Origin of the sequence: Pantoea allii (assembly GCF_002307475.1) — a bacterium.
Classification (GTDB): Bacteria; Pseudomonadota; Gammaproteobacteria; order Enterobacterales; family Enterobacteriaceae; genus Pantoea; species Pantoea allii.
Genome location: NZ_NTMH01000001.1, coordinates 14,421 through 29,990, shown reverse-complemented (window position 1 = coordinate 29,990; position 15,570 = coordinate 14,421). Strand labels below are relative to the sequence as shown.

Annotated in this window: 11 protein-coding genes; all 11 read right to left on the bottom strand. The window is 54.2% G+C overall.

The genetic code is table 11. The features are described from left to right. Window positions 1-5: 5 nt before the first annotated feature. On the bottom strand, window positions 6-4,133 hold the full coding sequence (locus CMR03_RS00135; protein ID WP_096010433.1) for an RHS repeat-associated core domain-containing protein: 4,128 nt from the start codon (window positions 4,131-4,133) through the stop codon (window positions 6-8). A 10-nt stretch (window positions 4,134-4,143) separates the two neighbouring features. Further along, window positions 4,144-4,272 carry a hypothetical protein gene (locus CMR03_RS25740; RefSeq protein WP_096010432.1) on the bottom strand — a complete coding sequence of 43 codons (129 nt, stop codon included), beginning with the start codon at window positions 4,270-4,272 and terminating at the stop codon, window positions 4,144-4,146. Next, complete coding sequence (locus tag CMR03_RS00125; protein ID WP_096010431.1) at window positions 4,269-5,819, bottom strand: hypothetical protein; 1,551 nt, start codon at window positions 5,817-5,819, stop codon at window positions 4,269-4,271. Before CMR03_RS00125 ends, CMR03_RS25740 begins: the two co-directional genes overlap by 4 nt. Before the next feature lie 12 nt (window positions 5,820-5,831). Next, complete coding sequence (locus CMR03_RS00120; RefSeq protein ID WP_096010430.1) at window positions 5,832-8,045, bottom strand: type VI secretion system Vgr family protein; 2,214 nt, start codon at window positions 8,043-8,045, stop codon at window positions 5,832-5,834. Window positions 8,046-8,365: 320 nt separating this feature from the next. Then, window positions 8,366-9,343 carry a FecCD family ABC transporter permease gene (locus CMR03_RS00115; protein WP_257469695.1) on the bottom strand — a complete coding sequence of 326 codons (978 nt, stop codon included), beginning with the start codon at window positions 9,341-9,343 and terminating at the stop codon, window positions 8,366-8,368. Between the two features lie 29 nt (window positions 9,344-9,372). Beyond that, entirely contained in the window at window positions 9,373-10,302 is a 930-nt protein-coding gene (locus CMR03_RS00110; RefSeq protein WP_164484292.1) for an ABC transporter substrate-binding protein, read from the bottom strand. 34 nt (window positions 10,303-10,336) lie between these two features. After that, window positions 10,337-11,140: an ABC transporter ATP-binding protein gene (locus CMR03_RS00105; protein ID WP_096010427.1), complete on the bottom strand. Its 804-nt coding sequence runs from the start codon at window positions 11,138-11,140 to the stop codon at window positions 10,337-10,339. Window positions 11,141-11,394: 254 nt separating this feature from the next. Continuing rightward, on the bottom strand, window positions 11,395-11,691 hold the full coding sequence (locus tag CMR03_RS00100; protein WP_096010426.1) for a hypothetical protein: 297 nt from the start codon (window positions 11,689-11,691) through the stop codon (window positions 11,395-11,397). A 79-nt stretch (window positions 11,692-11,770) separates the two neighbouring features. Next, window positions 11,771-12,259, bottom strand: coding sequence for an Hsp20 family protein (locus CMR03_RS00095; RefSeq protein WP_063880016.1), 489 nt, complete (start codon window positions 12,257-12,259; stop codon window positions 11,771-11,773). A 219-nt stretch (window positions 12,260-12,478) separates the two neighbouring features. Beyond that, window positions 12,479-13,651, bottom strand: coding sequence for a carbohydrate porin (locus tag CMR03_RS00090; protein ID WP_096010425.1), 1,173 nt, complete (start codon window positions 13,649-13,651; stop codon window positions 12,479-12,481). Between the two features lie 42 nt (window positions 13,652-13,693). Next, window positions 13,694-15,562: a BglG family transcription antiterminator gene (locus tag CMR03_RS00085; RefSeq protein ID WP_244181277.1), complete on the bottom strand. Its 1,869-nt coding sequence runs from the start codon at window positions 15,560-15,562 to the stop codon at window positions 13,694-13,696. Window positions 15,563-15,570: the final 8 nt, after the last annotated feature.

The following is a 15,570-nucleotide window of genomic DNA, read 5'->3' as shown; positions in this document are numbered from 1 at the left end:
CAACCCTATTTGATTATCAGTCTTGAGCTAAGTTTAGTCACATCATCAGGTAAATCTAAGATTTGATGTGCAATTTGAGATGCATTACCGCCTATGATTGAGTTTTCACGAGACAGACCGATTCTGCTTACATCTGTAGGTAAACCTCCAGTCCGCATATCTGGTTCATGCAGCCACACATTTCCATCGCCAGCTGAACCTAATGCTTTAACATGGTTTCGCCCTTCTCTCTCCAGGGCTGCATTGTAGTTATTGATTCGTCTTTTTAAACCTGACATCCCTTCAGCCTTAATTATTTTATTAAAGGCCCTGGTTTGTCCTCGCATTTGTCTCCGCAACTCACGTATGTTACTAACTTTATTAGGTTTTAATCTATGATTATACGTAATTGTCGCACATTTAAGTCCTAAGGGGTCAATCCATCCAAGAGGATTCGATACGTAAGCATAAGGATTATCTCCCCCCGCTAGCCCTATCGGGTCCTGACTAATATACCCTGCAATCTCCGGATCATAGTACCGATAGCGGTTATAGTGCAAACCCGTCTCGGCATCAAAATACTGGCCCTGAAAACGCAGTGGGTTTTCAATCCTGTCAGCAAATACCTGGCCTTTTTCACCCCAGGCACCGGTTTTTTCTGCCCAGACAATCTCGCCACTCACAGACGTCAACCTGACAGGTGCGCCATTGGGATCGCAGTGATAGTGCCAGCTTTGCTTGCTGTCGCCCTGCTGCGTCAGCAAAGCCAACGGACGAAACGTGCCGGGATAATACACATACTCCCGCATCGTACCGAACAGCGCCGCCTGAGCTTTTTGTCGCTTAAGGCGACTGCCGGTATCGAAGATACTCAGCGCCGCTAAGGATGCGTGCGTGCGGGTGACCGTCTCGCCCGCCAGCGCATCATCCTGCCAGTAGAACCAGCGGGTTTCGCTGTCGGTTTGTTTGAACACCCGGCGGCCAAGCCCGTCGTAGCCATAGTGTACCTGGCTGCTGCCTTTACGTACCGCGATCAGTTGTCGATTCTCATCCCAGAGAAAATCTTCTTTTTCGTCCTGTTCGCTCGTCGTCTCTGTCATTCGACGGCGCTGGCGCAGCTCGCCCGCGCGGTCAAAGACATAACGTACGCCCTGATGCACGCCTTCACGAAACCAGCCTTCCGCGCTGTCGTTGACCTCACGGGTTTGCGTTTGCAACGGGTTACCCGTTGCATCCTGCACAAACTTTCGCAGTGCGCCGTCCGGGGCGATATGGGCCGTCAGCCTGCCAACAGGATCGTAACGGTAGCGATCGCAGCCCCACTGGCTGTCCTCGTGCGCGGTGATATTTCCGCTTTTGTCATAGACAACGCCGCTGGCGAACAGCGGTAAATCGTTTTGCAGCACCTGTTGTGAGGTGAGCCGTCCCTGATGGTCGTAACGCAAGGTGCGCGTAAGCGCCTCAGACAGCTGTTCATGGATACAGCGCCCCGCGGCATCGTAGTCAAACGTGATCGGCGTATCGCCATTCAGTTGCACCGTGCGTAAACGTGCGTACGCATCGTACCCGTAAACCACCCGGTGGCCGCTGTCGCTTTCACGCACGCTCAGGCGTCCCTGTGAGTCGTACTGATAGCGCAACTGAAAGCCGTCCTGATCGTCTGTCAGTAACCGTCCCGCGTCATCGTAGCGCCAGCTGAGTCGTCGCCAGGGGTTCTGGCAGAGCACCAGCCGCCCGCAGGGATCGTAGTGAAAGGTCGCCTGCAAGGTATCACCGCTGCGCCGTTCACTCAGTCGTCCGGCCTTATCGTAGCCATAGTGCACTTCACGTCCAAGCGGATCGCGACGTGCGATCAGGCGGCTGCCCTTATCCCAGCTGTACTGCGTTTTCTGTCCCCAATAATCCTGCTCTGCGATCACGCGTCCGAGCCCATCGCGCTCCATCTGCCAGCGTTGACCAGATTGATTGATCACAGCCAGCAGGCGATCCTCAGGATCGTATTCATAACCCAGTCGTGCGCCATCAGGGGTTTCACAGGCGGTAAGCATGCCGGTACCGTTATAGTGGAAACGCGTGGTCTGTCCCACTTCATCGGTAAAGGCGACCGGTTCATCTTCACGGTCATAGTCTATCCGGACATCGCCGCCCGTCGGGTCGACCGTAGCGATGAGGCGATCTTTGGCATCCCAGTAAAAGCGGGTCACGCTGTGACCGGCATCGGTCCGTTCGAGGAGATTGCCGCGCACGTTGTGCCTGAAATGCGTGGTGCCCGCTCCCGCCACGCTGACCGCCAGCAGGAAGCCAAAGCGGTCATAGCGATAATCGGTTTGCGGTGAGCCTGGCTCATTGGCCTGGGTAAGTTGCCCCAAACGATCGAACTGATACGTTGCCGTTATGCCACCCGGATCGACACTGGCAATCAGATTGCCGCTACTGTCGTAGTCGGCGTGCCAGACCGCGCCTTTCTGGTCGGTCATCGTCAGCGGCAGGCCGTCATCGTTGTAAACGGCCTGCACCATACTGCCATCGGGTAAATGCTCGGCCACCATGCGCCCCTGCGCATCGTAATCCCACCGGTGAACGCTGCCGTCTGGTTCAATCACTTCCACCGTTCGGCCAACGTCGTCGTAACGAAACACCGTATTGCCGCCACAGGGATCGATTTCAGCGATCGGCAGGCCATTATCATCAAAGGTGATACGTGAGAGATGGCCCAGTGAATCGGTTACCTCAACCTCATTGAGCAACGGTTCGTAAGCAAAGTGATAATCCCAAACGCCGCCGTCGCCCCAGGCATGAATAACGCGCCAGTCTTCATTGTACTGGTAGTGAAACCCCTGACCGTTCCGATCAAAGTGGCTGACAAGATAATGGTGTTGATAGTCAAAACGTCGGGGATGCGACAGCGCATCAATTTCGGCGCTCAGTTGGCCATTCGCGTGGTATTCATAGCGCGTGAGTGGTGTGATTTCACCGTCAAGTGCATTGTGCAGGCGCAGCGTACTCAGGCGGCCTTTATCGTGGGTGACAAGAATTTCTCGTCCGGTCAGCCCTTCAATACTGAATTCACGGAGCAGCGTCAGTGCTCCCTCGTGCCAGTCGAAGGCCCAGCCATTGCCGTGACGGTCGGATAACTGCTGTATCGGTAGCTCTCCATCGGCACCGGTGAAATGCCACAGACTGCCCCCTTCCTGTTCGACGCACCAGGTCATCCTGCCCTTCGCGCTGTCCCGCCACAGACGGCTGCCATCCGGCAAGCCCATTACCGCATGTTCACGCCCGTCCGCCTGCGGGAGCGTGGCAAACAGTGTCATCCCATCTGGCTGGGTAAAAAACGCGATACCTTCTTCAGTCAGGATTTCGAGCCGCGTGTCGGCAGGCGTCAACCAGCCATAACCGCAAAGCCCTGCAGTATCAACATCGGCCGAGGAATAGGTCCGGTTCCAGGCCAGCGGCAAGCGGCCTGACAACATAAAATCCTGCTGTTCGAGGCTGACGCTGCCATCGCGGATATCAACGGGTTCGGCGCGCAGTACACGGCATTTGAGAAAACCGGGCTCCATGTTGCGAAACAATTTGCGCCTGTGCTGGGCAAAGCGCTTCATGAAATTTTGCCACTTCACCGACTTCCTGAACGTCTTGAGCCCTTTACCCAGACCGCTTAATCCGGCGCGCATCAATAACGCCATCAGGTTGATGGTCGGCGGGCCCCCCACGATCACGTTGTTAGGAATGGCAAGATTAAAGGTCAGTGGCAATGTCAGGGAAAGCGGCTTTGGCTTGGTGGCGCGTTTGAGGCGGAACGGCGGGATCATGCCGATGATGTTACAGCTCAGCACCGGCATACCGATGCGTGAAAAGGGTTCGCCGTCGACTGAGACGGTTTTACTGCCCATGAACAGCTCGTCTTCAATCTGCGGACCGCCCGGCATACGCAGTGGCGGCACCCAGGCGCCGCCAACCGGAATATGTACCGACATTCCGCCCGTTCCGGCGCTGGCGCGTTTGATGCTGTTGACATGTACCGTAGTGCCAATCAATGGCAGATAGTCGAACACATCAAACACAATGCCAATATGTGGCGTCGGTAACGGCCAGGGATAGGTATGAATATCCAGTCCTAGCTGCGGATCAAAGTGCGCGCCGGAATGCATGGGTTATGCCTCAGAAGATGGCACGCAGCAGCGCGCGTAAAAAGGTTCGGACCTCGGTCGCCAGACCGCTGTCGGAAAGGCTCAGGAACAGCAGTGCGAGTACCGTTACGACGACGATAAGAATGATGCGATTTTTCATACTGCGTTGCTCCCTGCATTTTCAGGTGATGATGGATTTGCACTTCCCCACGCTGGCAGGCTTTGCCATTCGCCTGGAGGTGCATCAAAAGGATGGGCGATATCCGGCAGGCCGTTCCACTGGGGATGCAACTGCTCCCGTGCCAGTTGGATAACGCGACGAAAACTGTCGTCACCGTTACGAATAAGCGTTTCTCTTTCCTCGCGGATCAACAGGAAGGTGGCCTCAAGCTGCAGTTGCAGACGGCTTTCTGTTTTCCTCACCGATTCGGTGTTGGGTGGGCAAAGTAAGCCCGCTTCTGCCTGCTGGATCAGCCGCTGTTTATCATTCTGCCAGCGCGTGGCACAGGCTTCGATGGCCTCAGTACGGCGCTTATCGTGCATGCGCAACAAATCCTGGAAAACCAGCGGCAGTGTGGTTTCCCCGCGCTCCGCCAGCGGGATGCCGCCTGCCGCCTGCACGGCTTTGCCGTACGCTTCCATCGCGGCGGCATGATGACCTGACAGCCACAGACAAAACCCCGACATGCGCCAGCCTTCAAGGGAAAAAACCGGATGCGGAATCGCCTGGGCTTCCAGCGCGGCCTGGCGATAGGCTTTTGCGGCCTGCAAATAGGCTTTGTTGGCGAACCATGCTCCGGCTTCACCAAAGGTACTTTGGGTACGAAGCTGGCCTTTTACAGCGGGATCGTCGATGGCGCTTGAGACGTTTTGCGCCTCACGGTAATGTCCGACCGCTTTGCTGTGGTCTTTGCCTTTAAGCCAGCCGCCTGCAATCAGGTTGTGCAACATCGCCTGCTGATCGTGCCAGCCGCGCCGCTGCGCGACGGCCAGAGCCAGGTTACCCCGGCCAGCCACCTGGGCGGCGCTGCCTTTCTCCAGCAGCAACATCGCATCCGCCAGGTAACGACGCAGCAGCAAACGATCGGAATCGGTATCACTTTGCTGCTGGGCGGTCTGATGCATCACCTTCATGCCGTCGACATCATCGACAATCAGTTGTACGTGTTCAGGATGGGCCTCGTACAGCGGCTGCCACAGGGGCTGCTCGGTGGTATCGATCAGCAGCAAACGCGGTGCGGGCTCGGCGTCCTGCCGCCAGCTTTCGAACCAGCGCATCAGGGCGCGCTCGTCGCTGACAGCGGCGGGTTTTAGCACCAGCATCAGATAACGTAAATCGTCGGGAAAATGACGGGCGAAGTCCTGCAACAACAGCCGTAACTGCGCCGCGGAATAGCAGGGTTGTAGCGCATCGCTGTTCCAGTCGGCCACATCGGGCGTGGCTTCGTAGTGCTCAATAAACTCCCGTGCCAGCGCCTCGCTGTAGCCATAGCCTGTTTCAAAGGCGGTCGTCAGGCTCAGAAACAGGTCAGGGACTGAACGTCCTTCAGGATGCTGTTGCAGGGCAAGAAAGGCGTCAAGAAGCGACTCGCCTGAAGCCGGTACGCGCCAGATAAACAGACGCGCGTCACGGTTCTCACTGGCGGTGAGCCAGCTCAGCTCCAGCTCACTCATCACACGTTCGGTTGGGTTCTTTGCAGCACTCATGTCACATCCCTGTCAGGCATTCAGCTCAATTTTTTTACCATTCACCATCACGCCTGCGGCATTAATGGTAATGGTCGATCCGCCAGCAGTGATTTGCACGCTGCCATTACTGATTAAAATCCCGCTCTCGCCCACATTAATATGGAACGTGTCTGTTGCGCTGTCCGCAACGCTGCCCTGGGTAAAGCGCGTATCACCGCCGGTAATACTCAGCGTGCGGCCTGCGCCGATCGTCACGTCTTGCTTTTGCGCAATCGTGCGCACCTCATTGCTGTTCACGGTGACGTGGCGATTGCCCGTCACGTCGAGCGTCTGATTTCCTGTGACCTGCACTGCGCGGTTTTGCTGCACGCTGACCTTTTCATTGCCCTGAACCGTGCGGGTTCGGTCCTGAATCACCGTCAGCGTTTGTTTCCCTTCCACCGTGCCGGTGTTGTTACTTTTCACCGTCGTCGTGTGATTGCCGGTAATGGTTTCATCGCGATTTTGATCCACGCTCAGGGTTTCGTTGCCCTTTACCGTTTCTGTGCGATTTTGCTGGATCGTCGTGGTTTCATTGCCGTTGATCGTTTTACTGCGATCCTGGCCGACAGTTACGGTCTCGTTGCCGTCTACCGTGCGCGTGCGGTTCTGTTTGATATGACTGGTTTCGTCTTTGCCTACGGTTTTGGTCCGGTTGCTGCCGACATCATGGGTTTCGTCGTTTTCAACTTCGGTGTCCATGTTGCGTTCGGCGTGCAGCCACAGCTGCTCCTGACCCGGTTTATCCTCAAAACGCAGCGCATTGGCATTGTCTGGCGAGCCGTCTTTAGAGCGGCTCATAAAGCCCATTTGGGTCGCCGCAGCCGGCAGCGCCCATGGCGGCATGCTGGCTTCGTTATAGACGCGCCCGGTAATAATCGGACGGTCAGGGTCACCATTGATAAAGTCGACCACCACCTCATCGCCCACGCGCGGAATCTGAACGCCACCGAACCCCTGGCCCGCCCAGGCGCTTGACACGCGCACCCAGCAGGAACTCGTATCATCCCCTTTTGCCAGCCGATCCCAGTGAAACTTCACTTTTACCCGACCGTAGCGGTCGGTCCAGATGCTTTCGCCCTTCGGTCCGACCACCTTCGCCGTCTGGGGCCCGCCGGTGCGCGGCCAGGGCGTTTTCTGCTCTGGACGAAACACCACGCTTGCCGGAATCACCGAGAAGGTCGTGCGATGGATGGTTGCGCTGTCGGGGCCGCTGGCGTAGCGATTCTCTTCGAATTCGTACTCCGCACCGGTAACCAGGTACTCTCCGGCATCGCTGAAGAAAGCGGCATTGGTGAGTTGAAAGGTGCAGCCCGGCACAATGCCCATGGCGGTGGCGGTGCCCTGAGTTTGCTGATGCTCCACCTGCCAGCGCTCCTGACGGATGCGTGCATAAAACTCGCCGTGGCCGTGTTCAACAAAACGGCCCGGCCAGTCATAGACATCGATGGTGCCAGGAGAGGGTGACTGCGGGTTTTGTCGCGCCTGGAAAAGCCAGGCGTTGGGCTTACGGAAATCGTAGTCGTCCAGGCTGTACAACCCCGGCGTTACGCTGTCCGTCAATGCCCACTGGCTGATGCCCTCTTCGCTGGTTGTGCCGCCCGAGGGCGTTTGATGGTAGGGAATAAATTCGTAGCCGCTAAAGGGCTTGTATTGTGCAACGGCATCGGTGAGCACGATCGTGTGCTTGTCAGCCTCATGGCGAACGTGCCAGGCGATGCCTTCCAGCTCCATCAGGCGGCTGATGAAATTAAAACTGCTTTCCTGATACTGGACGCAGTAATCCCAGTTGCGGTAACTGCCTGTCAGGTTATTTTCCACATTAACCTGATACTCGCCGAATAACGTCTGCACAATCTGTGGAACCGTCTGTTCCTGAAAAATGCGCAGGTTGCGATCACGTTTCATCGGCCACAGGTCGGGCTCAAGCGTGAGCTGATAAACCGCATAGCGCGTACCGGATAACTCCACCGCGCTGACGGCAACCCGGGTGATCTTGCCGTTGAGATAGCGCGGGCGCGCCAGGGTTTGCGTTGGGATAATCAGGGTGGCGGATTTGCCCAGCAGCGCGCTCCGTTCGATGCGCGCATCCGTGCCCAATACCTGCAAATTCAGCGTAAAGGATTCGGACAGCGCCTCTCGTCCGGAGAGCTTCCAGAACAGCAGGTCTTCAACAGGTAACTGAACAGTAATACGATTAAGCATAAACCAGACCCTAACGTCAGACGAAAGCCACGCCGGGCTTCGTTGGTGCGTTTGTCGTTGTAGCGTAGAAATAGCCTGATGAACAGTTAAAGTAAATAAGACAATGTCCAATATGTTACTTAGATACTAAGAAGTGTGAGAGGCTATTACATTCGCGGCAGAAGCTTGCATTTCCTGGGGTGAGCCGCAAAAACCAGGCGTTGCAAAGGGAAAAAGACCGGGTGAGCGGCGCAGGAATGCGCGCGGATAGTGAAATAATACTACTTAGTGACAAGTTGTTAGCATTCGTGCTTTCTGGGCTGTGCTGGCCTCGCTCAGCGTCATGCACGCGAAGCACGGGTCAGCAGCAGAATCACAAAAACACCACCGATGCCTGCCGTAATAATCCCGATCGGCAACTCCTGGGGTGCCAGCAGCGTACGGCTGGCGATATCGCCAGCGCACAGCAAAACCGCGCCGCCCAGGCCACACAGCGGCAACAACAGACGGTGTTTTACCCCGGCAACAGAGCGACACAGATGCGGCACCATCAGGCCGACAAAACCGATCACCCCGGTCAGGGCCACCAGCATTGAGGTCGTCAGTGCACAGCAGAGAAAAGTTTCGATGCGCACACGACTGACGTTAATCCCCAACGAGAGAGCCGTTTGCTCCCCCGCAAGCAGGCCGTCCAGAGAACGGTGTCGTAGCAGAACAAAGCCACTCAGCAGTGCCACGCCGGTGAGCGCAACGGGCAGATTTTGCCAACTGGCCAGCCCCAAACCGCCCAGCGACCAGAACATGACCGAACTGGCCGCCCGCTGATCGCCAGAGAAAATAAAATAGCTGGTGAGCGCGCCAAACAAAAAAGAGACAGCCAGCCCACAGATGATCAGGTGCTCTGCGCTACGCCGTTTTTTAAAATGGAACAGCAACATAACCGCCGCCGCAGAACAAAGCCCGCCCGCAAAGGCCGCAACCGGCAAAGTCAGTTCACCCAACCTGTCACCGAAACGGGTGATGACCAGCACCGCCCCTGCCGAGGCGCCGGAAGAAAGACCAAAGAGAAAGGGATCGGCCAGATCGTTGCGGGTGGTGGTTTGCAGCAGTGCCCCGACCATTGCCAGTCCGGCACCGGTTAACGCCGCCAGCAAGGTGCGCGGCAGCCGGAGGTCAATCACGATACGGTTGACCATTTCAGACGGGGGCGCAGGGAGTAGCGCCAGCGCGCCCAACACCTGCTTTAATGATAACGCGACCGTGCCTGTAGCAATGCTGATGAGCAGGAGCCCTGCCAGCAGAAGGACGCAACCGCACATGACCCATGCATAACGGTGAGACACCGCACTCACGGCGCGGTCCCGGAATACAGGGCATGCGCCAGTTTTTCTACGGCTGTGATATTGGCGGGCCCTGGCGTCAGCTCGGCATACTGCAGCTTCAGATAACGATGATGTTGTACGGCTGGCGTGAGTTTCATCAGCGGATGATGTTCCAGGAAACGCCGCAGCGCATCTGCCCCGCCGCCGGTCTGATAATCCAGCAGAATAATAAAATCAGGTTCCGTTGCAGCCACGCTTTCCCATGATGTGGTGCCCCAGCTGATATCCAGACCGCCCATCGCATTGGTCGCGCCAGCGGCTGCAATAATGGCCGTTGGCATGGCATATTTTCCACTGGTAAACGGCTTATCCTCGCCGGAGTCATAAACAAACACCTTTACGGGCCGGGCCGTGCTGGGCCGTTGAGGAATCTGTCTGAGGCGTTGCTTCCAGCCCTCCACCAGGGCCTGCGCCTCGGCCTGTTTGCCGAAGATTTTACCTAACGTCAGCTCATCGTTATAAAGCAGATCCATGCTGGCCTGATGCTTGTCTTTTTGGGTAAAAACACAGCTTTCACTCAATACCAGTGTCTTAATGCCGTACTGGCTTAACGACGCAGGCGTCACGTCGCCCCCCACTTTCATGCCGTAATTCCAGCCGGCAAAAAAGAAGTCGGGATTTACCGCCAGCAGCGTTTCAAGAGACGGATATTTAGGTGCCAGCTCAGGAATGGCTCCCATCGCCTGCTTAAATTCAGGCGTCATTTTGTACCAGCCGCTGATGCCCGTCAGCCCGACGATACGATCCTGCACATGAAGCGCAAAAGCCATTTCCGACATATTGAGGTCGTTAATCACGGCCCGTTTTGGTGGTGAATTAAACGTGACCGGCTGGCCGCAGCTCTGAATAGTGACAGGGAAATCGGCGGCAAGAGCGTGCCCGACAGGAATGCTCATCAGCCCGGCGGCAAGACAGAGCGTTAACAATGTTTCAGGCACAGTCTGGCACCTCGAAAATGCGTAAATGTTTTCCGTTAGCGGGATGCGGTACGGTAAAACTGTTTAACCCGAACACCGGCCGGAGATAACGGGATGACAAGGCTCGGGCTGGCGTATCAAAGACCACCTGCTCGCCCTGAGACAGAATCAGCACGCGGTCTGCAAAGCCGTCAATCAGTGACAGATCGTGCAACACCGCAACGGCCGTGATGCCTTTGTTTTTGATTAACGTCAGCAGCGCATGTCGTCCCAGGGGATCAAGGTGATTGGTCGGCTCATCCAGCAATATCAGCTGTGGCTTTTGGGCCAGAACGCGCGCCAGCATGGCTCTTTGCCGTTCTCCCCCCGATAGCGCATGTAACGAACGTCGCCGTAACCCCAGCAGCCCCGTTTCCGCTATCGCCTCGCTGACAATGCGCTGGTTTACAGAATGCGGACAGGTGCGGGCATGAGGAAGGCGTCCAAGTGCAACGTAATCTTCAACCGACAACCGCAGATCAGGCACGTCGTTCTGCGCCATAACGGCAACACATGTGGCTAAGTCCTGTCGGGTAAATGTTTTCAGGCAGCGCCCGTTGAGTGCAATCTCGTCCTGCTGTAGCGCCAGCTCGCGGCTTATCGCCCGCAGCAATGAGGTTTTACCACTGCCGTTCGGCCCGATAATGGCCAGGCGCTCCCCTGCCCGGAGGCTGAAGGTAATGTCATTGAGCAGGCAACCGCCATCGGGTTTGTACAGCGCCCCAATCTTCACCCGCAGTATCGACTCAGTAGGACGTAACGTCTCAGGCCGCATCATGTTAACCCATTCGTTATTTGTTATGTTATAACATAACTATTGGGTTTTGAAAAAACAAGCATTCTGGCGAAATGAAAAAAGGTGCCGACTGAGCGGCACCAAAAGATGGGGATAACGAACGACAGAACAGACTATTTAAATCGGTTTTGAAACAGGCTGGCGGTAATGGCTAACATGCCAGCGCCCAGAGAGCTATGTAGCATCAATGTATTCAACATAACCTATCTCCTCGATTTCACTGTAGGGACAAGCGGTTAAACCGCCTCAGCCAGCTTTTCCTCGTTGGCCTCTTTCTCAATCAAGCGCATCAGCAACGATACCCGGCGATCGGTTCGCTCTGGGGTATCCGGTGGCAGGTTATAACGCAGGGTGTAGAGCTTGCCCTTCTCGTTGTAAAAATCCACCACCAGCACAGGCAGAATTCCGCCTGGCACTTTATTGTAATTCACCGACAAGCGGGTCCTGCCCAGCTGCAGTTTGGCAGCCATGAAGGTCTCGCCGACCAGTTTTGGATACAGGCTACGATCTTCGGGCACGCTGATGACTCTCATAACAGCCTCCTGATTATCCGCTTGATAACATAGTGCGGAGAGCGCTGTTCACGCTCCCCGCCGTCGGGTCAAACTGCCATTAAGCCTGATGTTCAATTGCCTCGGAAGTGCGGTGTTCAATCGGAATGCGGCGAGGTTTCTCGCTTTCTGGCACCTCATGATGCAAACCGACCCGCAGCAATCCGTCCTGCAGCCGGGCAGTGGTCACTTTCATATGTTCGGGCACGCTGTAGCTCAGACGGAAGTCTGAACGACTGATGCCCCGATGCAACCAGCCGCTGTTCTGACCTTCTTTGTCCGCCTCGTTATCCGTCACCTCCTCTTTCTGGCCGGTAACCGTCAGGCGACCGCCCGCCACCTCGATCTCCAGCTCGCTTTCTTTCCAGCCGGGTACGCTGACGGTGAGCTCATAGTGCTCATTGTCAGTTTGTCTGAGGTCATAAGAGGGTGAAACCGACACGGGCGCATCACCGGTCAACTGGCTGAAAAGCCGATCGATACGGTTAAACCGGTCAGAGAATGCGGAATCCGCGACAGAAGGAAATACAGGGAAATTACGTAATGCCATAGTGATAACCTCCTGAATTAATGGTTCATTCAAAAGCTCATCTGCGTGGGGACCTTCCCCGTTGCTCAGAGAAATTTATAGGATCGTTTCGGGGAATTTCAAGAGGATGAAAAAATTTTTTTAAGGTGACTGTCACCTGTTCTGTGACAGATGTCACGGCCAGCAGGACCGCTCTCTGTATGACGCGTCAGAGCCAGTACAGAGAGCATCAGCCGGTGATCAGAAGTGATATTTGAACCTGACTCGGGTGCCGTAACGATCTTTATTTCCGCTATGGTTATCGGCATGAACCTGAGACCAGTAAGCGCCCAGATAGATATCGAAATTTTGCATATTCATTACATTGCGAAAACGGTACGAGGAATGCACGGTGTGAATGTCATACTTCCCTAAAATGAAGTCGCTCAGGCTGGCTGTAGGGAGATGCTGCAGCGTAAATTCTTTAACATCGTTGCGCGCATAGATATAGCCGAGTTGAATATCACGCCATAAGCCATTCAGACCCGCACTGAAGTTTTGCTCTTTCTTCGCGTCCATATACGCCGTGCTTAGATTGATGACTGCGCCATTATCCGGGTTGGCGCGCTGGCCATTCCAGCTTAGCGTTGCACCGTAACCGTTGCGCCCGGACTGATCCTGAAACTGACCATTTTGGTCCGTATAACCATACGCATTGCTCACCACATTGCTTTCCATGGCGACCGCCGCCGTTACATCGTTACCGTTCCAGGCGATAACCGGACGCAGATAGATCACATTCTTTTTATGCTCAAGCGTATTGCCATGGTATTCACCATTTTGAAACAATTTGGTTCCGTCATTCGCCATGGTATTTAATTCAAAATAAAAACGCCCCATTGTTTTGCTCAGCTGGATGGCACCCGCAGATCCTCGGCCACGCGCCTCTTTCATCATGTAGATATAGCCATAGCCATCTTCATAGAGATCGTTAGCGGTGTTGCCGGAATACTCGATAAGCGTGTCCTGGTTAAGCGGGAACATATCAAAGGCTTCGTAACGACCCACTTTCACCTTCCAGTCTTTTTCCTGACCGAAGAAAAAGGCGGCATCGTCTAACTCAAGCCCGCCTGACAGGTCAGCCAGCGGTTGCACGCTAAAGCCTGCAAAGGATTTATCCGCCATGCTACGGTAACCATCCAGCCCGATTAGAATTCGGCCATTGATATCCCAGCGTTCCGCCTCTCCTGCCTTCCAGTTTTTATCAGCACTGGTTTTTAATGAGGTAATCTGGCCCGTTCTGCTTGCACCGTCGAGATTGAACTCAACATCGCCATAGAGTGTAAGCGCACCTTGTTCTGTATCAAATGTCATCGCGGAAAAGGATGCTGAAGAGACAAAAACCAACCCCCAGAAATAATGACGGTATTTCATAGCCAACTCCTTATGCTAAATAACCCTGAGTGAATAAAACCTTTAAGGGAAGTATTTTTTTGAGGTCGTAATAAATTCGTTATAGTTATTACACTGACTGATCTTTTCGATAATATCGTCGTGCAGAATATTGGTGAGGAAATCATATATCAACATACTGTCAATGAAGTGGTCTTCACTGATGGCCAACATGAAAACCAGTTTTACCCGTTTGCCGGTATCCCATTCAATGCCATCGGGAAAAATGGCAACGGAGACCAGGGTACTTAACGCAATGGGCGCTAAAGGATGAGGAATGGCGATTTTGTCATCCAGCAGCGTGGATGCACGCATTTCCCGATCTAATACAGACGCCAGGAAATGATCATTCACCCGCGCCTGCGCGTTTAATCTGTCGCAAAGAAAGGTGATTAACGATGACTTAGTATAATCCCCCGCATTGAGGACAAAAAAGTTGTCAGCTGAGAAATAATTAAGCATCGCATTAACAGGTTGTGTTTCAGACACCAGATAATATTTTATATTCTCAAGCTGCCATCTTTCCGGAAACGGTGGCAATAGAATAATACGTTTATTCTTTTCAACGATATTGACCAGACTGATAACAATATCTTCTTCAACGTGAGACATCAGACTATATTGCTCAACGGAGATCTGCCTGACGATGTGCAAACCCGGATACAGGCTCATGATTTTTTGACAGACAACCCGCGTCGATGCCATTCCCTGATCGCTGACCACCAGCGCCCGCATCCCTTGACCACTCTGATGGCAGATACTTTCTTCCAGAATCGCACCAATATGCATCACCAGATAACCGATTTCATCGGCACTGATGGTAGCCGTGAAAAACTGATCTAATTCGCTGAATGCACTGAGCGTTAATTCATACATTAACGGATAGTGGCACTTTATTTGTTCGAGTAGCGGGTTAACAATCGTAATCGCGTTGTTGACGCGAACGCGCATGGCTCTGATATGGCTTAACAGCGTAGCCTGTGACAGCGCGTCGTAATTCACGTTAATAAACCACGATGTACTCACGTAGCTCAAAAAGTGATTCATGATTGTGCGTTCAACAGAATACGCCTCAGGGACCCAATCGTGGCTGGAGGTGGTGGTACAAAAGGCAATAAGGTTCATGGCCGTGAAATCTATTTCACTTTGCGGAAACGGCACGGCTGGGTTAATCCATAATGACTGAAGTAAGGCTTCAGCAAGCATCTTCCAACCAGGCCCGGCATCACAAAATTCAAAATCCAGTAGCCATTTCCCTCGCGCCATTCTCTCCTGGGCAATAGCGATGATCAGACTTAAAAAATGCAGGTTCGCGTCGCTTATTTCGAGCTTTTTATCGCTAAGAAAGCGACTTAACACGTTTCTACAGTCTGGATAAGCCCTGACCAGGTCGGTATTATTACCGCCGTCAGTGGCCTGCGTGAGCCGCAGTTGGTGGTCGTATATACAGCGCCGAAAGGCAATTTCGCTGCCTTTAAGCTTAAAGATGTCATCGCCCTCCGACACGATACGCAATTGATAGAGAGAAACGTGACGCTTCAGCAAAGCCATATCATTTCTGAGACTGTAAATACTGATAAACCATTCGGCTTCCAGCTCAGCAAGCATCACGCCCTGCTCATCAGACAGCAGTGCCTCCAGCATGGCCGCGCGACGCTCCGCACCCGAACGTGTTTCTTTCCAGGGTTGTTGGCACTGATGCAGTAACAGATGCAAGGCATCGGGATCGCTAATCTGTAAAGAGAAGCCCTTTTTGCGCGTATAGATAAGACGGTTACCAGACTGCCTGACAATATCGCCCACTTCTTTGAGGTCAGTACGGATGGTCCTTGTCGACACCTTCATCTCTTTTGCCAGAGCGGACTGGGTGATATCGCCCTGCGCGAGTGTCATGAAGATGT